The organism is Microbacterium sp. sgz311019 (genome assembly GCF_056135325.1).
The window spans coordinates 150,259-172,545 of the sequence record NZ_JBWAXO010000007.1; the positions used below are offsets into that span (position 1 = coordinate 150,259).

Annotated in this window: 23 protein-coding genes; 18 read left to right on the forward strand and 5 right to left on the reverse strand. The window is 69.8% G+C overall.

The window, feature by feature from the left end; genetic code table 11:
- Positions 1 to 9: 9 nt before the first annotated feature.
- Genes AC0NZN_RS12900 through AC0NZN_RS12910 form a run of 3 tightly spaced genes read right to left on the reverse strand, consistent with a single transcriptional unit; the run spans position 10 to position 2,497 of the window.
- A complete protein-coding gene (locus AC0NZN_RS12900; protein WP_474592704.1) occupies positions 10 to 1,242 on the reverse strand; it encodes an MFS transporter in 1,233 nt (410 codons plus the stop codon).
- On the reverse strand, positions 1,239 to 1,673 hold the full coding sequence (locus AC0NZN_RS12905) for a MarR family winged helix-turn-helix transcriptional regulator (protein WP_474592705.1): 435 nt from the start codon (positions 1,671 to 1,673) through the stop codon (positions 1,239 to 1,241). The genes AC0NZN_RS12900 and AC0NZN_RS12905 overlap by 4 nt, the downstream gene beginning before the upstream one ends.
- Before the next feature lie 38 nt (positions 1,674 to 1,711).
- On the reverse strand, positions 1,712 to 2,497 hold the full coding sequence (locus AC0NZN_RS12910) for an IclR family transcriptional regulator (RefSeq protein ID WP_474592706.1): 786 nt from the start codon (positions 2,495 to 2,497) through the stop codon (positions 1,712 to 1,714).
- Between the two features lie 198 nt (positions 2,498 to 2,695).
- Here AC0NZN_RS12910 and AC0NZN_RS12915 point away from each other — a divergent pair, with 198 nt between their 5' ends.
- The 4 genes from AC0NZN_RS12915 (at position 2,696) to AC0NZN_RS12930 (ending at position 5,859) form a co-directional block, all read left to right on the forward strand.
- Complete coding sequence (locus tag AC0NZN_RS12915) at positions 2,696 to 3,475, forward strand: CoA transferase subunit A (protein ID WP_474592707.1); 780 nt, start codon at positions 2,696 to 2,698, stop codon at positions 3,473 to 3,475.
- 2 nt (positions 3,476 to 3,477) lie between these two features.
- A complete protein-coding gene (locus AC0NZN_RS12920; protein ID WP_474592708.1) occupies positions 3,478 to 4,125 on the forward strand; it encodes a 3-oxoacid CoA-transferase subunit B in 648 nt (215 codons plus the stop codon).
- A gap of 73 nt (positions 4,126 to 4,198) precedes the next feature.
- A complete protein-coding gene (locus tag AC0NZN_RS12925; RefSeq protein ID WP_474592709.1) occupies positions 4,199 to 5,383 on the forward strand; it encodes an acetyl-CoA C-acetyltransferase in 1,185 nt (394 codons plus the stop codon).
- Positions 5,384 to 5,421: 38 nt separating this feature from the next.
- Positions 5,422 to 5,859 carry an N-acetyltransferase family protein gene (locus tag AC0NZN_RS12930; protein WP_474592710.1) on the forward strand — a complete coding sequence of 146 codons (438 nt, stop codon included), beginning with the start codon at positions 5,422 to 5,424 and terminating at the stop codon, positions 5,857 to 5,859.
- A 31-nt stretch (positions 5,860 to 5,890) separates the two neighbouring features.
- On the opposite strand, the gene AC0NZN_RS12935 is transcribed toward AC0NZN_RS12930, so the two are convergent.
- The gene (locus AC0NZN_RS12935; RefSeq protein ID WP_474592711.1) at positions 5,891 to 6,100 is read right to left on the reverse strand and encodes a hypothetical protein; all 210 of its coding nucleotides are present in this window, start codon (positions 6,098 to 6,100) and stop codon (positions 5,891 to 5,893) included.
- 56 nt (positions 6,101 to 6,156) lie between these two features.
- Here AC0NZN_RS12935 and AC0NZN_RS12940 point away from each other — a divergent pair, with 56 nt between their 5' ends.
- From AC0NZN_RS12940 to AC0NZN_RS13005, 14 genes are all read left to right on the forward strand, one after another.
- Entirely contained in the window at positions 6,157 to 7,563 is a 1,407-nt protein-coding gene (locus AC0NZN_RS12940; protein WP_474592712.1) for an alpha,alpha-trehalose-phosphate synthase (UDP-forming), read from the forward strand.
- 2 nt (positions 7,564 to 7,565) lie between these two features.
- The gene (gene otsB, locus AC0NZN_RS12945; RefSeq protein WP_474592713.1) at positions 7,566 to 8,351 is read left to right on the forward strand and encodes a trehalose-phosphatase; all 786 of its coding nucleotides are present in this window, start codon (positions 7,566 to 7,568) and stop codon (positions 8,349 to 8,351) included.
- 46 nt (positions 8,352 to 8,397) lie between these two features.
- The gene (gene ilvD, locus AC0NZN_RS12950; RefSeq protein WP_474592714.1) at positions 8,398 to 10,104 is read left to right on the forward strand and encodes a dihydroxy-acid dehydratase; all 1,707 of its coding nucleotides are present in this window, start codon (positions 8,398 to 8,400) and stop codon (positions 10,102 to 10,104) included.
- A 38-nt stretch (positions 10,105 to 10,142) separates the two neighbouring features.
- Positions 10,143 to 11,948 carry an acetolactate synthase large subunit gene (locus tag AC0NZN_RS12955; RefSeq protein ID WP_474592715.1) on the forward strand — a complete coding sequence of 602 codons (1,806 nt, stop codon included), beginning with the start codon at positions 10,143 to 10,145 and terminating at the stop codon, positions 11,946 to 11,948.
- 3 nt (positions 11,949 to 11,951) lie between these two features.
- A complete protein-coding gene (gene ilvN / locus AC0NZN_RS12960; protein WP_320941068.1) occupies positions 11,952 to 12,461 on the forward strand; it encodes an acetolactate synthase small subunit in 510 nt (169 codons plus the stop codon).
- Positions 12,462 to 12,495: 34 nt separating this feature from the next.
- On the forward strand, positions 12,496 to 13,521 hold the full coding sequence (gene ilvC / locus AC0NZN_RS12965; protein ID WP_474592716.1) for a ketol-acid reductoisomerase: 1,026 nt from the start codon (positions 12,496 to 12,498) through the stop codon (positions 13,519 to 13,521).
- 154 nt (positions 13,522 to 13,675) lie between these two features.
- Positions 13,676 to 15,541 carry a bifunctional metallophosphatase/5'-nucleotidase gene (locus tag AC0NZN_RS12970; RefSeq protein WP_474592717.1) on the forward strand — a complete coding sequence of 622 codons (1,866 nt, stop codon included), beginning with the start codon at positions 13,676 to 13,678 and terminating at the stop codon, positions 15,539 to 15,541.
- 116 nt (positions 15,542 to 15,657) lie between these two features.
- Positions 15,658 to 16,398: a copper homeostasis protein CutC gene (locus AC0NZN_RS12975; RefSeq protein WP_474592718.1), complete on the forward strand. Its 741-nt coding sequence runs from the start codon at positions 15,658 to 15,660 to the stop codon at positions 16,396 to 16,398.
- An 89-nt stretch (positions 16,399 to 16,487) separates the two neighbouring features.
- Positions 16,488 to 17,315 carry a peptidoglycan-binding domain-containing protein gene (locus tag AC0NZN_RS12980; RefSeq protein WP_474592719.1) on the forward strand — a complete coding sequence of 276 codons (828 nt, stop codon included), beginning with the start codon at positions 16,488 to 16,490 and terminating at the stop codon, positions 17,313 to 17,315.
- 28 nt (positions 17,316 to 17,343) lie between these two features.
- On the forward strand, positions 17,344 to 17,829 hold the full coding sequence (locus tag AC0NZN_RS12985) for a DNA polymerase III subunit gamma/tau (RefSeq protein ID WP_474592720.1): 486 nt from the start codon (positions 17,344 to 17,346) through the stop codon (positions 17,827 to 17,829).
- Positions 17,826 to 18,191, forward strand: coding sequence for a bacitracin resistance protein (locus AC0NZN_RS12990; RefSeq protein ID WP_474592721.1), 366 nt, complete (start codon positions 17,826 to 17,828; stop codon positions 18,189 to 18,191). Before AC0NZN_RS12985 ends, AC0NZN_RS12990 begins: the two co-directional genes overlap by 4 nt.
- Before the next feature lie 119 nt (positions 18,192 to 18,310).
- Positions 18,311 to 19,915 (forward strand): phosphoglycerate dehydrogenase, encoded by a 1,605-nt coding sequence (gene serA / locus AC0NZN_RS12995; protein WP_474592722.1) that lies wholly within the window; start codon positions 18,311 to 18,313, stop codon positions 19,913 to 19,915.
- 116 nt (positions 19,916 to 20,031) lie between these two features.
- Positions 20,032 to 20,430, forward strand: a complete 399-nt coding sequence (locus AC0NZN_RS13000; protein WP_474592723.1) for a YciI family protein — start codon at positions 20,032 to 20,034, stop codon at positions 20,428 to 20,430.
- Positions 20,431 to 20,433: 3 nt separating this feature from the next.
- Complete coding sequence (locus AC0NZN_RS13005; RefSeq protein ID WP_474592724.1) at positions 20,434 to 21,669, forward strand: RNA polymerase sigma factor; 1,236 nt, start codon at positions 20,434 to 20,436, stop codon at positions 21,667 to 21,669.
- 3 nt (positions 21,670 to 21,672) lie between these two features.
- On the opposite strand, the gene AC0NZN_RS13010 is transcribed toward AC0NZN_RS13005, so the two are convergent.
- Entirely contained in the window at positions 21,673 to 22,230 is a 558-nt protein-coding gene (locus tag AC0NZN_RS13010; RefSeq protein ID WP_474592725.1) for a TetR/AcrR family transcriptional regulator, read from the reverse strand.
- Positions 22,231 to 22,287: the final 57 nt, after the last annotated feature.

A 22,287-nucleotide genomic window follows, 5' to 3' on the forward strand; every position in this document is an offset into this window, starting at 1 on the left:
GCGCCGTGCTCAGGCGGCGTCGCCGACGAGGACGGCTGCGCCGGTCTCCTCGAGATCGGCCTCGTGCTCGTCGATGCGGCTGAGCGCGCGGCGGCCGATCACGAGCGTGACGGTCGCGACGAGCACGGATGCTCCGGCGAAGAGGTACGGAACCGTGGGCCCGAAGGCGTGCCACAGGGCCGCGGCGATGGGCGGGGCGGCCGCACCGCCGAGGAAGCGCACCGCCGAGTACGACGAGGAGGCGACCGAGCGCGGCAGGTCGGTCGACTCCATGACCGACTCGGTGAGCACCGTGTTCATGATGCCGAGGAGCATGCCGCCGACGATGATGCAGACGACGAGCGCGAGCTGGCTCGCGACGAGGATGCCGGCCACCACGAGGTCGATTGCAAGAAGCGGCAGGATGACGACCATGACAGTGGTCCGCCGCCAGCGGCGAAGCAGCAGCGGCGCGACCCAGACGCTCGTGATGGCGAGTGCGACGCCCCAGCCGAAGAACGTCAGGCCGATGCCCATCGCGCTGAATCCGAGCGGGAAGGGCGAGAAGGCGAGGAGGACGAAGAACCCGATGTTGTAGAACAGCGCGACGACGGCGAGCACGGCGAGTGCAGGAATGCGCAGAGCCGTGAAGGGCGCGCTGAACGGGACGGGCTGACGCCTCTCGAACGGCCCGCGCAGGAGCACTGCGACCGCGACGAAGGCGATCGACATGAGCACGACGACACCGAAGAAGGGTCCGCGCCAGCTCACCTCGCCGAGCAGGCCGCCGAGGAGGGGGCCGATGGCGATGCCGAGACCGAGTGCGGCCTCGTAGAGGACGATGGCCGCTCCGCTGCCGCCCGAAGCGGCACCGACGATCGTCGCGAGGGCGGTGGAGATGAACAGCGCGTTGCCGAGACCCCATCCGGCGCGGAAGCCGATGATGACGTTCACGCTGCCGCTCAGGGCGCAGAGCAGGGCGAAGACGACGATGAGCGCGAGACCCACGAGGAGGGTCGCCTTCGCGCCGATGCGGCTGGAGATCCAGCTCGTGACGAGCATCGCGAGCCCAGTCACCATGAGGTAGCTCGTGAAGAGGAGCTCGGTCTGCACGGGCGTCGCCTGCAGCGAGGAGGCGATGGCGGGCAGGATCGGGTCGACGAGGCCGATGCCCATGAACGCGACGACGCACGCGAACGCGACGGCCCAGACTTGGGCCGGCTGACGCCAGGGGGATGCGGATGCGGGTGCGTGTGCGCTCATCGGGTGGTGGCCTCCACGGGTGCGGTGCGGGATGTGAGGATGGCGGCCGCGCGGGAGAGCACGGCCCAGTCGTCGTCGCCGAGATCGGTGAACAGCGGCTCGAGTGCGTCGGCGAGTTGGACCTTCCACGCGGCGAAGGCGCGGATGCCGTCCTCGGTGATGCCCACCACCGTGGCGCGCGAATCGTCGGGGTCGGCCCCACGGGTGACGAGCCCTTCGTCGACCATCTGGCCGACGAGGCGGGTCATGCCGGGCTGGGTCGTGCGGCTGTACGCGGCGAGAGCGCCGATGCGCTGAGGCCCCTCGTGCTGCAGGATCTTCAGCGCCCGCCACTGCGCGGCGGGGGCGTCGTTGTGCGTCTGGACTGCCGCGATGCGGGTCAGCGCGTTCGCGGCGCTGACGATCGCGAGGATGTCATCGGCTTTACGCATACCAAAAGTATATACCTAAGGTATGCATCAGTCGCTGATCAGCGACCGCGGGAGGCGATGCGCGACGTCAGCTGGTGCGCGTGGGCGAGCAGGGTGCGCCCGAGTTCGGGCAGGCGATCGGGCCCGAAGCGGAACTCGACGCCGGTGAGGCTGAGGGCCCACTGCGGGTGGCCCTCCCGGGTGAACACGGCCGCCCCGAGTCCGTAGGAGCCCTCGACGATCAGCCCGGGATTCAGCGCGTAGCCGCGCTCCTGCGTCTCGCGCAGCCGGGTGCGCAACCGGCGCTCCGCATGTGCGGAGCCCCAGCGCGTCGCAAGCTCGGGATGCCGCTCGAAATAGGCGTCCACATCGTGACGGGGGAGGAACGACAGGATGGCGAGGCCTGCGGAGGCGACGCCGAGCGGGAACCGCACCCCCTCGGCGAGCACGAACGAGCGGATCGGGAAGCTGCCCTCCTCCCGCATGAGGCACACGGTCTCGTCCCCGCGCCGCACCGACAGGAACGCGCTCTCCTCGGTACGCACGGCGAGCGAGCGGACGATGTCGCGGGCGATCTCGGTGATGTCGTAGCGGGATGCCGCGACCGTGCCCATGAGGTACAGCTCGGGGCCCGGCATCCATCGTCCGCTGTGCTCGTCCTGGTCGACGAGTCCCTCGCGGCGGAGCGCCGTGAGCAGCCGGTGCGCCGTCGGGCGGGTCAGCTCGGAGCGCACTGCGAGGTCGGCCGTCGTGACGCCCGACTCGCCCGCTGCGGTGACGAGACGGAGGATGGATGCGGCGCGCGCGATGGACTGCGCGCCGGGGATCGTTCGCTGCGTGTCCACGATGTGGACGATATCGACGACGCCATCCACATGGCAAGCACAGGCGCGCACGCCGCTCCCGGGCAGGTGCAGGATCGTCTGCGGAACTCCACGATTTCGTGCGAGTCGGCGTCGACGATGGCGGGTTCAGCCGCGGGATGCGGCGCATCCGTGGAGTTCCGCAGTCGCCGGGACGGCGGGCCGATGCGAGGGAGCAGCATGATCGACAAGCAGGTGGCGAGTGCCGCGGAGGCGGTCGCCGACATTCCCGATGACGCGACCCTTGCGGTCGGCGGGTTCGGGCTGTCCGGCAATCCGATGCTCCTCATCGAGGCGCTGCTCGCGCAGGGCACCACAGGGCTCAGCGTCGTCAGCAACAACTGCGGAGTCGACGACTGGGGCTTGGGGGTGCTGCTCGCTGCCGGCCGCATCCGCAAGATGACCTCGTCGTACGTGGGGGAGAACAAGGAGTTCGAGCGGCAGTTCCTGGAGGGCGATCTCGAGCTCGAGCTGACGCCCCAGGGCACGCTCGCCGAGAAGCTGCGCGCCGGCGGCTCCGGCATCGCGGCCTTCTACACGCAGACCGGTGTCGGCACCCAGGTGGCCGAGGGCGGTCTGCCCCGCCGCTATGCGCCGGACGGCACGGTCGCCGTCGCCTCGCCCCCCAAGGATGTCCGTCCGTTCCTCGTGCGCGGACAGGAGAGGGAGTTCGTCCTCGAAGAGGCGATCACCACGGACTTCTCGCTCGTCCACGCCCTCGCAGGCGACCGCCACGGAAACCTCGTGTTCAACAAGGCGGCCCGCAACTTCAACCCGCTCGCGGCGATGGCCGGGCGCGTGTGCATCGCGCAGGTGGAGCGGCTCGTCGAGCCGGGCGAGCTCGACCCGGACAGCATCCATCTTCCCGGCGTGTACGTGCACCGGATCGTCGAAGTCGGGCCCGACATCGAGAAGCGCATCGAGCGGCGCACTGTCGCGGCCGCGCCGGAAGGAGTGTGAGCATGGCCCTCACCCGCACCGAGATGGCCGCGCGCGCCGCGCGCGAGCTCTCCGACGGCTCCTACGTCAACCTCGGCATCGGCTTGCCGACGCTCGTACCGAACTACGTCCCCGAGGGCGTGACGGTCGTGCTGCAGTCCGAGAACGGCATCCTCGGCGTCGGTCCCTACCCGGACGAGGCGCACGTCGACCCCGACCTCATCAATGCCGGCAAGGAGACCGTCACGACCCTCCCGGGGTCCGCGTTCTTCGACTCGGCGCTGAGTTTCGGCATGATCCGCGGCGGCAAGATCGATGCCGCGATCCTCGGCGCGATGCAGGTCTCGGCAGACGGCGACCTGGCGAACTGGATGATCCCCGGCAAGATGGTCAAGGGCCCGGGCGGTGCGATGGACCTCGTCCATGGCGCGGGTCGCGTCATCGTGCTGATGGAGCACGTCGCGAAGGACGGCAGCCCCAAGATCGTGGATGCCTGTTCCCTCCCGCTCACCGGCCGGGGTGTCGTCCACCGCATCATCACCGACCTCGCCGTCATCGATGTGACGCCCGAGGGCCTCGTGCTCGTCGAGCTCGCGCCCGGGGTCACCGCGGACGAGGTCGTGGCCGCGACCCAGCCCCGTCTCATCGTGCCGGACGCCCTGCGCGGCTGAGCACCCTCCGCATCGGCTGACCGCCCCATCCCGCGGCCGAGCCGCCCCCGAACATCAGCAGGAGAATGGATTCATGAACATGGACGACGTCGTCATCGTCGCAGCGGCCCGCACCCCGCAGGGCCGGCTGAAGGGCCAGCTCGCCCCGCTCACGGCCGTGCAGCTCGGCAGCGCGGCCATCAGGGGCGCGCTCGCACAGGGCGGCATCCCCGCCGAGGCCGTCGACCAGGTGCTGGTCGGTCAGGTGCTGCCCGCGGGGGCGGGTCAGAACCCGGCGCGCCAGGCCGCGATCGGCGCGGGGATCGGATGGGATGTGCCCGCGGCATCCGTCAACAAGGTCTGCCTGTCGGGGCTCACAGCGATCATCGACGGGGCGCGCATGATCCGCCTCGGCGACGCCAAGGTCGTCGTGGCCGCGGGCATGGAGTCGATGACCCGCGCTCCGCACCTGCTCATGGGCTCGCGCGACGGCTGGTCGTACGGCACCATCGAGGTGCTCGACCACATGGCGTACGACGGGCTCACCGACGCCTACGACCGGGAGAGCATGGGCGCCTCGACCGAGCGGCTGAACCCGACCTACGAGGTCTCGCGGGAGGACCAGGACTCCGTCGCCGCCCTGTCGCACCAGCGGGCCGCGGCGGCCCAGGCGGCCGGCGTCTTCGCGGACGAGATCGTGGATGTGGAGATCCCGCAGCGGCGCGGGGAACCCATCGTGGTCAGCGCCGACGAGGGCGTGCGCCCCGACACGACGGTCGACTCGCTGTCGAAGCTTCGCCCCGCCTTCGCCGAGGGCGGCTCGATCACCGCCGGCAACTCATCGCAGATCTCGGACGGCGCCTCGGCCGTCGTGCTCACCTCGCGCTCGCATGCGGACGAGAACGGATGGAAGGTGCTCGCGGTCGTCGGCGCCTCCGGCCAGGTCGCCGGCCCCGACAACTCCCTGCACGCCCAGCCCGCCCGAGCGATCGAGCAGGCCTGCGCGAAACAGGGCATCACGCCCGCGGATCTCGACGTCGTCGAGATCAACGAGGCCTTCGGAGCCGTCGTCGCGCGCTCGCAGCGCGAGCTGGGCCTGTCCAGCGACATCGTGAACATCCACGGCGGCGGCATCGCGATCGGCCACCCGATCGGCGCATCCGGCAACCGCCTCGTCGTCCACATGGTGCACGAGCTGGTGCGCCGCGGGCGCGGCACGGCCGCCGTGGCCCTGTGCGGCGGTGGCGGCCAGGGCGACGCCCTCATCCTGACGCGATAGGGCGTCCCGACGTCGGACCGCAGCGGTACGGTCGTGCCATGCAGATCGCACCGCTGAGCTCCGCCGACCACGACGACTGGCTGCCGCTGTGGCAGGGCTACCTGACGTTCTACGAGAGCGAGCTGACCCACGAGGTCACCGAGGCGACGTTCGCTCGCCTCGTCGCAGGCGACGGGATGCGGGGCGCGATCGCCCGGGACGACGACGGACGTGCGATCGGCTTCGTGAACTGGCTTCCGCACCCCTCGACATGGGCGCAAACGCCGTACTGCTACCTCGAGGACCTCTTCGTCGCCCCCGACACGCGCGGGGCGGGCACCGGTCGCGCGCTCATCGCGCACGTCGTGGAGTGGGCGAAGCAGAACGGCTGCGCGAAGGTCTACTGGCTCACCCAGGAGTCCAATGCGACTGCCCGCCGGCTGTACGACACGGTCGCGACGGAGACCGGCTTCGTGCACTACGAGATCGAGCTCTGACGCCGATCTCCCGCGGGGCGAAGGCCGGGGATCAGCGCTCGCCGCGTGCGATCCTCTCGGCGACGACCTCGTGACGGCGGTCGACGATCGCGCCGATGGCGAGGGCGACCGTGATGCCCCAGCTGAGCCAGATCAGGGCGGTGCGCCACGTGAACGGCTGGCCTTCCCGCATCTCGCGCAGCATCTCGAGTCCTGTCGTCACCGCTCCGATGATGCCCGTGCCGAAGATGTACCTGCGCATGAGAGCAAGGTTAAGGCGCCTGTTAGCGTAGGGACAAGCCGAGGACGGGAGGCGCCGTGGATCGAGCGGAGTTCGTGATCGTGGCCAACAGGCTGCCGGTCGACCGCGACACGGACGGGGGGTGGCGCCGATCTCCCGGCGGTCTTGTGACCGCGATGGAGCCGGTGATGCACGAGTCCGAGGGCGCGTGGGTCGGATGGCCGGGGCAGGCCGGCATCGATGTCGAGCCGTTCGTGTTCGAGGGCACGATGCTGGTGCCGATCACGCTGTCCGCCGAAGAGGTCGAGCTGTACTACGAGGGCATGTCGAACGACACGTTCTGGCCGCTCTACCACGATGTCATCGCCGCTCCGCGCTATCGCCGCGTGTGGTGGGACGCGTACGTGCGCGTCAACCGGCGGTTCGCCGAGGCGGCGGCCGACATCGCCGCCGAGGGCGCCACGGTGTGGGTGCAGGACTATCAGCTGCAGCTCGTGCCGCAGATGCTCCGCGATGCGCGTCCCGACCTCACGATCGGCTATTTCCACCACATTCCCTTCCCGGCATACGGGCTCTTCTCGCAGCTACCGTGGCGCCGCCAGGTGCTCGAGGGCCTGCTCGGCGCCGACGTGATCGGCTTCCAGCGCGTGGCCGACGCCGGCAATTTCGCCCGGGCCGTCCGACGCCAGCTGCGGTACGTGACGCGGGCGAGCGGCATCCATGTCCCGAATCCCGACGGCACGACCCGTGTCGCCCTCGCCAAGGCGTTCCCGATCTCGATCGATGCGCAGTCCTACAGCGATCTGGCGCAGACGCCCGAGGTGCGCGCGCGGGCGGCGGAGATCCGGGAGAGTCTCGGCAACCCGCGCAAGATCCTCCTCGGTGTCGACCGCCTGGACTACACGAAGGGCATACGGCATCGGCTGAAGGCCTTCGGGGAGCTGCTCGAGGACGGACGCCTGGCTGTCGAGGACGTCACCCTCGTGCAGGTCGCCAGCCCCAGCCGGGAGCGGGTCGAGGCGTACGTGCAGCTGCGAGACGAGATCGAGCTCATGGTCGGCCGCATCAACGGCGACTTCGACACGATGGACCACACCGCCATCCGGTACCTGCACCAGGCCTACCCGCGCGAGGAGATGGTGGCCCTGTTCCTCGCCGCCGACGTCATGCTCGTGACCGCCCTCCGCGACGGGATGAACCTCGTCGCCAAGGAGTACGTGGCCTCGCGCAACGACAACCGCGGCGTGCTGATCCTCAGCGAGTTCGCGGGAGCCGCCGACGAGCTCGGCAGCGCCATCCGCATCAACCCGCACGACATCGACGGCGTCAAGGAGGCCATCATCGCCGCCGTCGAGATGTCGCCCGCCGAACAGGGGCGACGGATGCGGGCCCTGCGCCGCCGTGTGCGCGAGCACACGGTCACGGACTGGTCGCGGGCGTTCCTGGCGACCCTGGCCGCCTCGAAGCGATGGCAGGGGAGCTGAGGATGTCGCCGTCCGACGTCGACGGTCTGCTGGACGCTGTCGCGGCCACGTCGCGGCTGCTGGTGGCCCTCGACTTCGACGGCACGCTCTCGCCGCTCGTCGACGATCCGATGACGGCCCGCATGCTGCCCGTCGCACGCGATGCGGTGGTGGCGCTGACGGCGGCGCCGGCGACGATCGTCGCGCTCGTGTCGGGGCGCAGCATCCCCGATCTGCGGATCATCGCCGAGCACGACGACGACTCGCCGCTGCTGTTGGCGGGCTCGCACGGCGCCGAGGTCTGGGTGCCGGGGGAGGGCCGGAGGGCCACGCCCGATGACCCCGCCGACATCCGGCTGCGCGATGATCTGCAGGCGCGCGCCGAGGCCGCGACGGCGGACTTGTCGGGCGTCTGGATCGAGCCCAAGACGTTCGGGCTCGGCGTGCACACCCGGCGCGCGGATGCCGCGACCGCGCAGACGGCGCGGGAGATCGTCGAGCCGATGGTCAGGGCCGCCGCCCCCCGGTGGCGTCGCCGCAGCGGGCACGACATCCTCGAGTTCTCGTTCCGACACGAGGGCAAGGACGGCGCCGTCGCGCAGCTCCGCGAACTCGTCGACGCGACCGCCGTGGTCTTCGCCGGCGACGACGTGACGGACGAGGACGCGCTGGAGAGCCTGCGGCCGGAGGACCTCGGCATCCATGTCGGCGACCGCCGCACCGCGGCTGCGGTGAGCGTCCCCGACATCGCGGCTCTGGCGGCGCTCCTCCTCCGTCTCGCGGATCGGCGGGCTCTTCTCCTGGGATAGGAACCGCCCGGGGAGGCGATCCGCCGCGCGGCCCTAGAATCGCAGAATGGCTCAGCCCGACAACTCCATCGACATGAAACCCCGCAGCCGCGTTGTCACGCACGGAATCGAGGCCACGACCTCCCGAGGAATGCTCCGCGGCGTCGGCATGGGCGACGAGGACTGGGACAAGCCCCAGATCGGCATCGCGTCCAGCTGGAACGAGATCACCCCGTGCAACCTGAGCCTCGATCGGCTCGCGCAGGGCGCCAAGGAGGGCGTCCACGCCGGCGGCGGCTACCCGCTGCAGTTCGGCACGATCTCCGTCTCGGACGGCATCTCGATGGGCCACGAGGGCATGCACTTCTCCCTCGTCTCGCGTGAGGTCATCGCCGACTCCGTCGAGACCGTCGTCATGGCAGAGCGCCTCGACGGGACGGTGCTCCTCGCCGGCTGCGACAAGTCGATCCCGGGGATGCTGATGGCCAGCGCCCGCCTCGACCTGTCGAGCGTGTTCCTCTACGCCGGCTCGATCGCGCCGGGCTGGGTGAAGCTCTCCGACGGCACCGAGAAGGACATCACGATCGTCGACTCGTTCGAGGGCGTGGGCGCGTGCCTGGCCGGTCGCATGAGCGAGGAGGACCTCAAGCGCATCGAGTGCTCCTTCGCCCCGGGGGAGGGCGCCTGCGGCGGCATGTACACCGCCAACACCATGGCCTCCGTCGCCGAGGCGCTCGGCCTCTCGCTGCCGGGCTCGGCGGCCCCGCCCTCGGCGGACCGCCGCCGCGACTACTTCGCGCACCGCTCCGGTGAGGCCGTCGTCAACCTGCTGCGTCAGGGCATCACGACGCGCGACATCCTGACACCCGAGGCGTTCGAGAACGCGATCGCCTTGGCCATGGCGCTCGGCGGCTCCACCAACGTCGTCCTGCACCTGCTCGCCATCGCCAAGGAGGCCGACGTCGAGCTGAGCCTGCACGACTTCAACCGCATCGGCGACAAGGTGCCGCACGTGGCGGACATGAAGCCCTTCGGCAAGTACGTCATGAACGACGTCGACCGCCACGGCGGCATCCCGGTGATCATGAAGGCGATGCTCGACGAGGGTCTGCTCCACGGCGACGCCCTGACCGTCACCGGCAAGACGCTCGCCGAGAACCTCGCGGTGCTGAACCCGGGTCCGATCGACGGCGAGGTGATCCACACGTTCGACAACCCCATCCACGCCACCGGCGGTCTGACGATCCTGCGCGGATCGCTCGCACCCGACGGCGCCGTCGTGAAGACGGCGGGCTTCGACGCCGCGGTCTTCGAGGGCCCGGCCCGCGTCTTCGAGCGGGAGCGCGGCGCGATGGACGCCCTCGAGGCCGGCGAGATCGCGGGCGGCGACGTCGTCGTCATCCGCTACGAGGGGCCCAAGGGCGGTCCCGGGATGCGCGAGATGCTGGCGATCACGGCGGCCATCAAGGGCGCTGGCCTCGGCAAAGATGTACTACTCTTGACGGACGGTCGATTCTCCGGCGGCACAACCGGCCTGTGCATCGGCCACATAGCACCCGAGGCGGTGGACGCTGGTCCTGTCGCTCTCGTGCGCGATGGTGATCTGATACGGGTCGATATCGCGGCTCGCACTCTCGACCTACTCGTCGATGAGGCAGAGCTGAGCTCCCGCCGTGAGGGCTGGGAGCCCATCCCTCCGCGCTATACCCGTGGCGTCCTGGCCAAGTACTCGAAGCTCGTGCGTTCCGCCGCAGAAGGCGCGGTCACGGGCTAGGCCTCACTCTCCATCCGTCTCGCACGAAGGTGATCCGCATGCCTGCAGAAACCGTCCCGGCCATCCCACGGCCGCCCGCCCGTCCTGCCACCGCGCCGGTGCTGTCCGGCGCGGAGGCCGTCGTCCGCTCGCTCGAGCTCCTCGGCATCACCGACGTCTTCGGCCTGCCCGGCGGCGCCATCATGCCGGTGTACGACCCGCTCATGGATGCGGAGTCGGTCCGCCACATCCTCGTCCGCCACGAGCAGGGCGCCGGCCACGCCGCCCAGGGCTACGCGGCCGCCTCGGGCAAGACGGGCGTCGCGATCGCGACCTCCGGCCCGGGCGCGACGAACCTCGTGACCGCGATCGCGGACGCCTACATGGACTCCGTTCCGATCGTCTGCATCACCGGCCAGGTGTTCTCCACGCTCATGGGGACGGATGCCTTCCAGGAGGCCGACATCGTGGGCATCACGATGCCGATCACGAAGCACTCGTTCCTGGTCAAGCGCGCCGAGGACATCCCCGGCGCCATCGCGGCGGCGTTCGAGATCGCGGGGACCGGTCGCCCGGGTCCGGTGCTGGTGGACATCACGAAGGATGCCCAGCAGGCCGAGGCGCCCTTCATCTGGCCCCCGAAGATCGACCTCCCGGGCTATCGTCCGGTGACGAAGGCCCACGGCAAGCAGATCCAGGCGGCGGCGCAGCTGCTGGCAGAGTCGAAGAAGCCCGTGCTGTACGTCGGGGGCGGCGTGGTCCGCGCGCGGGCGGCAGCGGAGCTCCTCGCCCTGGCCGAGACGACCGGTGCGCCGGTCGTGACGACGCTCATGGCCCGCGGCGCCTTCCCGGACTCGCACACGCAGCACCTGGGCATGCCTGGCATGCACGGCACGGTGCCCGCGGTGCTCGCGCTGCAGGAGTCCGACCTGATCGTCGCGCTCGGCGCTCGGTTCGACGACCGGGTCACCGGCAAGGCGTCGCTGTTCGCCCCGAACGCCCAGGTCGTGCACGTGGACATCGACCCCGCCGAGATCTCGAAGATCCGCACGGCGGACGTGCCCATCGTGGGCGATCTGCGCGAGGTGCTCATCGACCTCGAGGCCGCCTTCCGCGGCGTGTCGGACGGAAAGGCGCCCGACATCTCGGAGTGGTGGTCGTACCTGGACGGGCTGCGCGACGAGTTCCCGCTGGGCTACACCCAGCCGAGCGACGGCCTCATGTCGCCGCAGTACGTCATCAAGCGCATCGGCGAGCTGACCGGCCCCGAAGGCGTCTACGCCGCCGGTGTCGGGCAGCACCAGATGTGGGCCGCGCAGTTCATCAAGTACGAGCGCCCCAACGCATGGCTCAACTCCGGCGGCGCTGGCACGATGGGTTACGCGGTGCCCGCCGCGATGGGCGCGAAGGTCGCAGAGCCCGACCGCGTGGTGTGGGCGATCGACGGCGACGGCTGCTTCCAGATGACCAATCAGGAGCTCGCCACCTGCACGATCAACGACATCCCGATCAAGGTCGCGATCATCAACAACTCGTCGCTCGGCATGGTGCGCCAGTGGCAGACGCTGTTCTATGACGGTCGCCATTCCAACACCGACCTCAACACGGGCCACGGCACCGTCCGCATCCCCGACTTCGTCAAGCTCGCGGAGGCGTACGGATGCCTCGCCATCCGCGTCGAGAAGGAGGAGGACGTCGATGCGGCGATCAAGCTCGCTCTCGAGACGAACGATCGTCCGGTCGTGATCGACTTCGTCGTGAGCGCCGACGCCATGGTGTGGCCGATGGTGCCGCAGGGGGTCAGCAACAGCTACGTCCAGTACGCGCTCGACCACTCGCCCGCGTTCAACGAGATGGAGGACTGATCCGTGACGAGTCATGTGCTGAGCCTCCTCGTCGAGGACAAGCCGGGTCTGCTGACCCGCGTCGCGGGCCTGTTCGCCCGTCGCGGCTTCAACATCGAGTCGCTCGCCGTGGGTGTCACGGAGGTGCCGGGGCTGTCTCGGATCACGGTCGTGGTCGACGTCGACGAGCTGCCGCTCGAGCAGGTGACGAAGCAGCTCAACAAGCTGATCAACGTCATCAAGATCGTCGAGCTCGACCCCGTCGCATCCGTGCAGCGCGAGCACATGCTCGTGAAGGTGCGTGCCGACAACAGCAACCGCTCGAACGTGCTCGAGGTCGTGAACCTGTTCCGCGCCTCGGTGGTCGATTACGCGTCGGACGCCGTGGTCGTCGAGGTGACGGGCGACAAGGGCAAGGTGGACGCCCTGCTGCGCGCTCTCGAGCCGTTCGGCATCAAGGAGCTCGCCCAGTCGGGGCTGCTCGCCATCGGCCGTGGCGGCAAGAGCATCACCGAGCGCGTCCTGCGCGGCTGACTTCCAGACCAACCATCAAGGAGAAACACACAACATGGCTGACATCATCTACGACGACGACGCCGACCTCTCGATCATCCAGGGCAAGAAGGTCGCCATCGTGGGCTACGGCTCGCAGGGCCACGCCCACGCGCAGAACCTGCGCGACTCGGGCGTCGAGGTCGTGGTCGCGCTGAAGGACGGCTCCCCGTCGATCGTCAAGGCGCAGGAGGACGGCTTCGAGGTCAAGAACGTCGCCGATGCGGCGGCCTGGGCGGACCTGATCATGATCCTCGCGCCCGATCAGCACCAGCGCTCGATCTTCAGCGAGTCCATCAAGGACAACCTGACCGAGGGCAAGACGCTCGCCTTCGCGCACGGCTTCAACATCCGGTTCGGCTATATCGAGGCCCCCGAGGGCGTCGACGTCATCCTGATCGCCCCCAAGGCCCCGGGCCACACGGTCCGTCGCGAGTTCGTCGCGGGTCGCGGCATCCCGGACATCATCGCCGTGGAGAAGGATGCCTCGGGCCACGCCTGGGACACCGCGAAGTCGTACGCCAAGGCCATCGGCGGCACGCGCGCCGGCGTCATCGAGACGACCTTCACCGAGGAGACCGAGACCGACCTCTTCGGCGAGCAGGCCGTCCTGTGCGGCGGTGTCTCGCAGCTCGTCGAGTACGGCTTCGAGACGCTCACCGAGGCGGGCTACCAGCCGCAGATCGCCTACTTCGAGGTGCTGCACGAGCTGAAGCTCATCGTCGACCTCATGTGGGAGGGCGGCATCGCCAAGCAGCGCTGGTCGGTCTCCGACACGGCGGAGTACGGCGACTACGTCTCCGGCCCGCGCGTCATCGACCCCCACGTCAAGGAGAACATGCAGGGCGTGCTCGCCGACATCCAGTCGGGTGCGTTCGCCGCGCGCTTCATCGCGGACCAGGATGCGGGTGCCCCGGAGTTCTACGCGCTGCGCGAGAAGGCCGCCCAGCACCCCATCGAGGCTGTCGGCCGCGACCTTCGGGCGCTCTTCGCGTGGAAGCAGCAGGACGCCGACTACACCGAGGGTTCCGCCGCGCGCTGACCCGTCGTTCGTACGCGAGCCCGGTCCCGTGAGGGGCCGGGCTCGTTCGCGTTCGCGGCCGGGTAGCGAACTGCTTCCGATGAGAGAGAGTTCATGCCGATTTCCTTGTCAGGAAACACTCAGCATGATGGCATTGTCCGTTATGGGAGAACACATGCCTCACGACCATCACACCCACGACAGCGCACCCGCACCCCGGTGGTGCTCGTGCCGAATTCCTGAAGAGATTCACGAGGAGCGCCGCAGCGGAGTCAGCCGCCGCGGGTTCCTGACGGGGGTGTCGGCGGCCAGCGCGCTGGCTGCCGCGGGCTGGGTCGCGAACCCCGGTAAGGCCCTCGCCGCCGACGGTTCCGAGTCCGTCACGATCACGATCATGGGCACGTCCGATATCCACTCGCACGCCCTCAACTGGGACTACTACACGAACGCCGCCTATAGCGACAGGGCGGGCAACGCCGTCGGCCTCGCGCGCGTCTCGAGTGTCGTCAACCAGATCCGCGCCGACCGCGGACGCGACCACACGCTGCTGTTCGATGCGGGCGACACGATCCAGGGCACGCCTCTCGGCTTCTACTACGCCACCGTCGACCCCATCACGACCTCGGGTGCGATCCACCCCATGGCCGCGCAGATGAACGCCATCGGCTACGACGCCGTCGCCCTCGGAAACCACGAGTTCAACTACGGCCTCGACTTCCTCGACACGTGGATCTCTCAGATGGATGCGCCGGTCCTCGGCGCGAACGCCGTTCGAGCCGGCACGACCGTCCCGGCGTACAAGCCGTACACGATCAAGACGATCAAACTGAAGGGCCGCAAGCCCATCCGCGTCGGTGTCCTGGGCATGACCAACCCCGGCATCGTCATCTGGGACAAGGGGCACGTCAGCGGCAAGCTCGAAGTGCTCGACGTCGTCGAGACGGCCAAGCGCTGGGTGCCGATCATCCGTCGCGAGGGCGTCGACGTGCTCGTCGTGAGCGTCCACGCGGGCGACAGCGGAACGTCCTCGTACGGGGGCGACCTGCCGAACGAGAACGCGGCGAAGCTCATCGCCCAGCAGGTGCCCGGCATCGATGCCATCCTGTTCGGCCACGCCCACGTCGAGCGCAACTACCTCCAGACCGGCCCCACCGGCCAGACGGTCGCCATGAGCGAGCCGGTGTGCTGGGGCGAGCGCGTGAGCGTGTTCGACCTGGAACTCAAGTTCGCCCAGGGCCAGTGGCAGATCGCGAGCAAGAACGTCTACACGGTGAACACGAACTCCGTGCAGGACGACCCGGCCCTCGTGTCCGTCATCCAGTCGCAGCACGATGCGGTCGTCGCGTACGTCAACAAGCCGGTCGCGACCTCGACCGAGGCGCTCTCGGCCGCGGAGGCGTGCTGGAAGGACACGGCGATCCTCGACTACGTCAACAAGGTGCAGGTCGACACGGTGGCCAAGGCGATCGCGGGTACGGCCGAGGCATCCCTCCCGATCGTCTCGATCGCGGCGCCGTTCAGCCGCCTCGCCTCGTTCCCGGCGGGTCAGGTGACGATCCGCGACATCGCGGGTCTCTACATCTACGACAACACGCTGCTCGCGTCGGTGCTCACGGGTGCCGAGATCAAGGACTACCTCGAGTACTCGGCGAAGTACTTCAACCAGGTCCCGGTCGGCACACCGGTGAGCACCGCCACGCTGACGAACGCGCTGAACACGCCGGACTACAACTACGACCAGTTCTCGGGCGTAACGTACGACATCGACATCGCGCAGCCGCAGGGCTCGCGCATCCTGAACCTCTCGTGGAACGGCGCGCCCGTCGCACCCGACCAGAAGTTCGTCGTGGCGGTCAACAACTACCGTCAGTCCGGCGGCGGCGGCTTCCCGCACATCGCGGCGGCGCCGGTGGTCTACAACGCCCAGGTGGCGATCCGTGAGGCGATCGTCGCGTACGCGTCGGCCGCGGGAGTCATCGACCCGAAGGACTTCCACGTGGTCAACTGGCAGCTCGTCCAGGGAGGCGTCCCGGTCTTCTGACCGGCACTCGTCTCCTGCGCCCTCTCCCCGCAGCGCTCCCGCGCCGCGGGGAGAGGCGCGTGAGACCCACCTTTCGGACGTGACGGGCGGACGGATCCCGCCACTAGCCTGAGGCGATGACCCGTCACCCCGTCGCCGTGGAGATCGCCGTTCAGAGCTCCGAGGGCGTTCGGATGGCGATGGATGCGGGTGCCGCCCGCGTCGAGCTCACCCAGGGGCTGCGGCTCGGCGGGCTGACGCCCTCTGCCGGCCATATCGAGCATGCGGTGGAGCTCTCCGCGGGACGCGGCGCCTTCGTCCACGCGCTCATCCGCCCGCGTGGCGGCGGGTTCGTCTACGACGGCGACGAGGTGGCGACGATGGTGCGCGACATCCGCGCGGCTGCGCGGCTCGGTGCGTCCGGAGTCGTCGTCGGCGCGCTCACCGAGGAGGGCCGGCTCGACCTCGACGTCCTCCGCCGGTTCATCGATGCGGCGGACGGTCTCGACGTCACCGTGCACCGCGCGGTGGATGCATCCGCCGATCCGGTCGCCTCGGTCGCGGAACTCGCGACCCTTCCCGTGCGCCGGGTGCTGACGTCCGGCGGCGCGCGGCGCTGCGCGGACGGGCTCGACACGCTCGCCGTGATGGTGCGCGAGGCGGGCGGGACTCTCGAGGTGATGGCCGGCGGCGGGGTCGCGATCGACGACATCGCGGCGCTGGTCGAGGCGGGGGTGGATGCCGTGCACCTCTCGGCCTCGCGCCCCGTCGAGCACGGCGCCAGCGGCCCGGGCGGGGGAGTGGACGCCTTCGAGGTCACCGACGCGGCGCTCGTCGCCGCCGCTGTCGCGGCGGTGGCGGCCGCAGCATCCGCCTGACGTATCACGCGGCGACGGATCGCCTCTCGTTCTCTGCCAGGCACAGATCTGCCAGGCACAGATCTCCCAGCCACAGAGAGGACGCCGTCATGAACACCGAACCGTGGGCAATCTTCCGGCAGGGCACGACCGATCCCCGCGTCCCCGCGCTGCAGTATCTGCTGCGGGCGCACGGTCACGCTCTCGTCGTCGACGGGGTCTTCGGACCCCTGACCGCGGCCGCCGTCACAGCCGTCCAGGCCTCGGCCGGTCTCGTGCAGGACGGCATCGTCGGCCCGCTGACGTGGCCGCACGTGGTCGTCCAGACGCAGCAGGGCTCGAGCGGCGACGCCGTGCGCGCGGTCCAGAGCCTCGGGCTGCTGCGGTTCCCGGGCGACACCCCGGCCGCGGTGGACGGCAGCTTCGGGCCGGACACCGACGATCGGGTGCGCAACGTCCAGATGCAGTGGGGGCTGGTGACCGACGGCATCGTCGGTGTGCAGACCTGGTCGTTCCTGATGATGGCTCCCGGCAGCTGGCCGCTCGTGATCCAGGGAGCCACGACCGGCGACAACTGGCGCGTGCTCGCCGCGCAGTATCTGCTGCGCGCACACGGTGCGACCATCGTCGCCGACGGGTCGTTCGGTCCGCTGAGCGGAGCCGCGCTCGAAGCCTTCCAGCACAGCATCCGCTCCTCGGACTTCGGGACGACCGTCGGGCAGCTCGACTGGCCGCGCCTCATCGTGACGGTGCAGCTGGGCAGCACCGGTGACGCCGTACGGGCACTCCAGAGCCTGCTGAGCGTCACGGTCGACGGGATCTTCGGGCCCGAGACCGACACCGCGGTGCGGCAGTTCCAGACGAGCTTCGCACCGCCGGTGGACGGCATCGCCGGGCCCGTCACCTGGCACAACCTGACGGTGCCCATCTTCGAGTGACGGTCCGCGCCGCCGATAGGCTGGGCGGGTGACTGCCAGCTCCGACGACGACGCCCTCTCGTGGGGGGACGAGGACGATCCGACGTTGCACGTCGGTTCCTCGGCTCAGGCGAAGCGGACCGCGGACGCGACGGATGCGCCGACTCTGCCGGACGGATACACGGCGGTCGGCAAGGGAGCGGAGGCCGTCCAGGCTCAGGTCGACGAGCAGACGCCCGCCCTGGGCAATGTCGCGCTCCTTGTCATCGGCGTGCTGGGCGGGGTGTCGCTGCTCTCGACGATCGGATGGATCGTCGGCGGCCTGCGACTGAAGGGCGCCGCCGACTACCTCGTCGCACCGGTGGCCTTTCAGGTGAGCCTGTGGCTCGCGGTGGCCGCGCCCGCGATGTGGTTCCTGACGGTGCTGTGGCTCACGGCGCGCTCCCGTGTATGGGTGAGATTCGCCTGGCTCATCGGCGGCGCCGCGCTCCTGCTGCCGTGGCCCTTCATCATGGTGGGGGCGGTCGGACGATGACGACGGATGCCTCGACACCCCCGACATCGGCGGCACGCAGGGCCGCGATGCCGACCTGGCTGATCGCCGTCATCGCGGCATTCTTCGGCCTCTTCTACGCCTACGCGCTCTGGAACGCCATCGCCTTCCTCGTGGCGCAGGCGTCTGGCCCCCTCGGCCTGAACGGCTACGGCTGGTTCGTGCTGCTGCTTCCGGTCGTCCTCCCGGTCGTCGTGTTCGCCGTCGCCTTCACGATCGGCTGGCGCAGGCGGGCGCTTCCGTTCGCGGCCATCCTCCTCACCGGACTGTGCCTTGTCTCGGTGTTCTGGCTCGACATCGTCGCCTACGGGGCGGCGTACGGCGGGTCGATGCTCGGTTCGTGAGCGCGTCGCCCGGCGTCACACGGCGGGGAGGCCCTTCCCGCCCACGGTAGGCTGAGCCTGTCTCGCCCCCACGGCGTGCGGCGGGGCATTCCCGGTCGCGCTCATCGAAGGGTTCCTCTGTGCCCAAGCCTGTCGTCCTCCTCGCCGAGGAGCTCTCTCCCGCCACGATCGACGCCCTGGGGCCGGACTTCGACGTCCGCTCCGTCGACGGCACCGACCGCCCGGCTCTGCTGACGGCCCTCGCGGACGCGAACGCGGTGCTGATCCGCTCGGCGACGAAGATCGACGAAGAGGCGCTGGCCGCCGCTCCCAAGCTGCAGGTCGTGGCGCGCGCGGGCGTCGGGCTCGACAACGTCGACATCAAGGCGGCGACGACCGCAGGCGTCATGGTCGTCAATGCGCCGACGTCGAACATCATCTCCGCCGCCGAGCTCACGATCGGCCACATCCTGAGCCTTGCCCGCCACATCCCCGCCGGCAATGCGTCGCTCGCCGCCGGACAGTGGAAGCGCAGCGCGTACACGGGCACCGAGCTGTTCGAGAAGACCGTCGGGATCATCGGCCTCGGCCGCATCGGCGCCCTCATCGCCGCGCGCCTGCAGGCCTTCGACATGCGCGTCGTCGCGTACGACCCGTACGTCACGAGCGCCCGCGCCCAGCAGCTCGGCGTGCAGCTCGTGACCCTCGACGAGCTTCTGGCCGAGAGCGACTTCGTCACGATCCACATGCCGAAGACGCCCGAGACGACGGGCATGATCGGCGCGGAGCAATTCCGTGCCATGAAGCCGACGGCCTACATCGTCAACGTCGCCCGCGGCGGGCTGATCGACGAGGCGGCGCTGCACGAGGCGCTCACCACGGGCGAGATCGCCGGCGCCGGCCTCGACGTGTTCACCTCGGAGCCGCCGGCAGAGGGCGGGACGGCGCAGCCTCTTCTGTCCCTCCCGAACGTCGTCGTCACCCCCCACCTCGGCGCGAGCACCGACGAGGCGCAGGAGAAGGCGGGCATCTCGGTCGCGCGCTCGGTGCGGCTCGCGCTCGGCGGCGAGCTCGTGCCCGACGCCGTCAACGTCGCGGGCGGGGTCATCGATCCCTACGTGCGCCCCGGCATCCCGCTGGTCGAGAAGCTCGGCCAGATCTTCGCAGGCCTTGCCCGGTCGCCGCTGACGAGCCTGGACGTCGAGGTGCACGGCGAGCTCAGCGATTACGACGTCAGCGTCCTGAAGCTCGCCGCGCTCAAGGGGCTTTTCACCAACATCGTGAGCGAGACGGTGTCGTACGTGAACGCGCCCCTGCTCGCGGACCAGCGCGGGGTGGAGACGCGTCTCATCGTGGACGCCGACAGCCCCGAGTACCGCAACGTCATCACGCTGCGGGGCGCCCTGTCCGACGGGTCGCAGCTCGCAGTCTCGGGCACGCTCACGGGCCCGAAGCAGATCGAGAAGCTCGTCGGCATCAACGACTACGCGCTCGAGCTGCCGATCGAGAAGCACCATGTCGTGATGCTCTACACCGACCGTCCCGGAATCGTCGCCGTGTACGGCCAGAAGTTCGGCGACGCCGGCATCAACATCGCGGGGATGCAGATCGCCCGGCGCGCCGCGGGCGGCCAGGCGCTGTCCGTCCTGACGGTGGACTCGCCGGTCGGCGAGGATCTGCTCGACGAGGTGCGCGAGGCCATCGACGCGGATCTGTTCGCCCAGATCGCCATCACCGAGGACTGACCGGAAGAAATCCGGAAGAATCTGCTCGAGGCTGTCGATTCCGGCAGGTCGTCCACGTCGTGTCGTTGTTCCGCATCCCGCGGGACCCGAACGGCACCGCGACGAAGGAGAGCACCATGTCCGCCGAATACCTGATCGTGATCCGTGAGCCCGAGTGGGACCCGTCGGTCCTCACGCCCGAGCAGATCGAGACGGATCTTGCGGGTCACAGGGTCTTCCAGGAGGCGGTGATCGCCGCGGGTCAGCGGATCGCCGCATCCGCCCCGCTCCGTCCGCAGTCCGAGGCCACGCGCATCGTCCCCTCCGCGACGGGCGCGGTCTTCACCGACGGACCGTTCGGAGAGGTGCGTGAGGTCGTCACCGGCTTCTACACGTTCACGGCGGACAGCGCAGAGCAGGCGCGCGAGCTGGCCGCGCTCGTCCCGACCGGCGGGTGGCTCGAGCTGTACCCGATCGCGCAGGTGCCCATGTCCGCGGGCGAGATCCCGCTGGCGATGGACGCTGCGGTTGAATGAGATGTGACTTCCCGCATCGAGGATGCGTATCGGATGGATGCCGGTCGCATCCTCGGTGCGGTGGCCGCCTACATCGGCGACCTCCAGCTCGCTGAGGACGCCGTGCACGATGCGTTCCTGCGCGCGCTCGCCCAGGAACGCTCCGGGGTCCGGCTGGACAATCCGTCTGCCTGGATCACCACCGCCGCACGTCGCATCGCGATCGACTACGTGCGACGTGCCCGGACGGTCGAGCGGGCTCTTCCCGCCCTGGCGTTCGCGGCGCGATCGGTGCAGGGGCGCACAGGGGAGGACGACATGTCCGCGTTCGCCTTCACGGGCGACGAGCGGCTCGAGCTCATTCTCATGGTCTGCCATCCGGACCTTGCGGAGGAGACGCGCCTCGCGCTCGCGCTGAGATTCGTGTGCGGCGTGCCGACGCGCGATGTGGCGGCGATGCTGCTGGTCTCCGAGGCGACGATGGCGGCACGGCTCACCCGCGCGAAGAAGCGGCTGCACGAGTCGTCGATCCGTTTCGCGATGGAGGACGACGCGCAGGTGCGGGAGCGTCTGCCCGACGCGCTGGTCGTGATCTCACTCGTCTACACGGCCGGGTACGCGGCGCCCACGGCGGAGACGAGCGGGCGACTGCGGACGGATGCCGTCCACCTGGCCCGCGACGCGCTTCGCGTGCGCCCGGGCGAGGCTGAGGCATCCGGTCTGCTCGGCCTGCTGCTGCTCACCGAGGCGCGGCAGACCACGCGCCTGGATCCCGCCGGCGAACTCGTCGACCTCGCCACGGCGGACCGCACAGCCTGGAACCGGGCGCTCATCGTCGAGGGGGAGTCGCTCGCCACCCGGGCGCTCCAGGGCGGCATCGGGCGGTTCGCACTGCAGGCCGGCATCGCCGGGCTCCACGACATCGCGCCGACGTGGGAGGCGACGGACTGGCCCTCCATCGCGCAGCTCTACGACGGACTCGTCGCCGTGTGGCCGTCGCCGGCGGCGCGGCTCGCGCGGCTCGTCGCCCGCGGGTACACCCCGGAGGTCGGACCGGACTCCGCTCGTCTCGAGCTCGACGCCGACGACGGCCTGTTCACGGGCGTCCTCGCGGCGCAGGCGTTCGCCGCGCGCGCCGAGCTGGATGCGCGGTGCGGCGACGAGCCGGCCGCGCGGTCGGACTACGCCGAGGCCCTCGCGCGTGAGACGGACCCGGCCGCGCGCCGGTACCTCGAGCGACGCCTCGACGCGCTCCGCTGACCCTCAGCTCGCGGCGTCCGGCTCCGCGACCTTCGCGACGAGGGCGACGAGGGCGTCGAGCGCCGCGCCCTGCGGCACGATCGTGAGCGGGGTGTCGCCGCCGAGGGCGTTGTTGAAGTACAGGCCGTCGCTCACGAGCATGACGAGATCGAGGGCCGCGGCATCCCTCGTGTGCGGCTGCAGAACGGCCTCCCAGCTCTCCCGCATCTCCAGCAGCGCGGCGATGGCCGCGGCATGCCCGTTCTGCGCGAGGCGCGAGGTGGCGATGATGGCACGATCCAGGTCGTCGTCCTCCATCACGGAGGCGCGCACGAAGGTGGCGACGACGCCCTCCGGAGCGCTCTCGATGGACGAGATGTCCGCGGCGACGAGGACGCGCAGCCGGTCGATGAGCGCGCCTTCGAGGGCGTCCTTCGACGCGAAGTGATAGAGCAGTCCGCCTTTGGAGACGCCCGCGGCGCGAGCGGTCGCATCCAACGTGGCGCCTCGTGCGCCGTCCTCGATGAGGATGCGCTCGAATGCGTCGAGGACGATCTCACGCGCTCGTGGGGGCCGGCTCATTCTGCTAGCCTAACAGAGTTAGTGTACCGACCAGACGGTATAGAAATGCATGAGGAA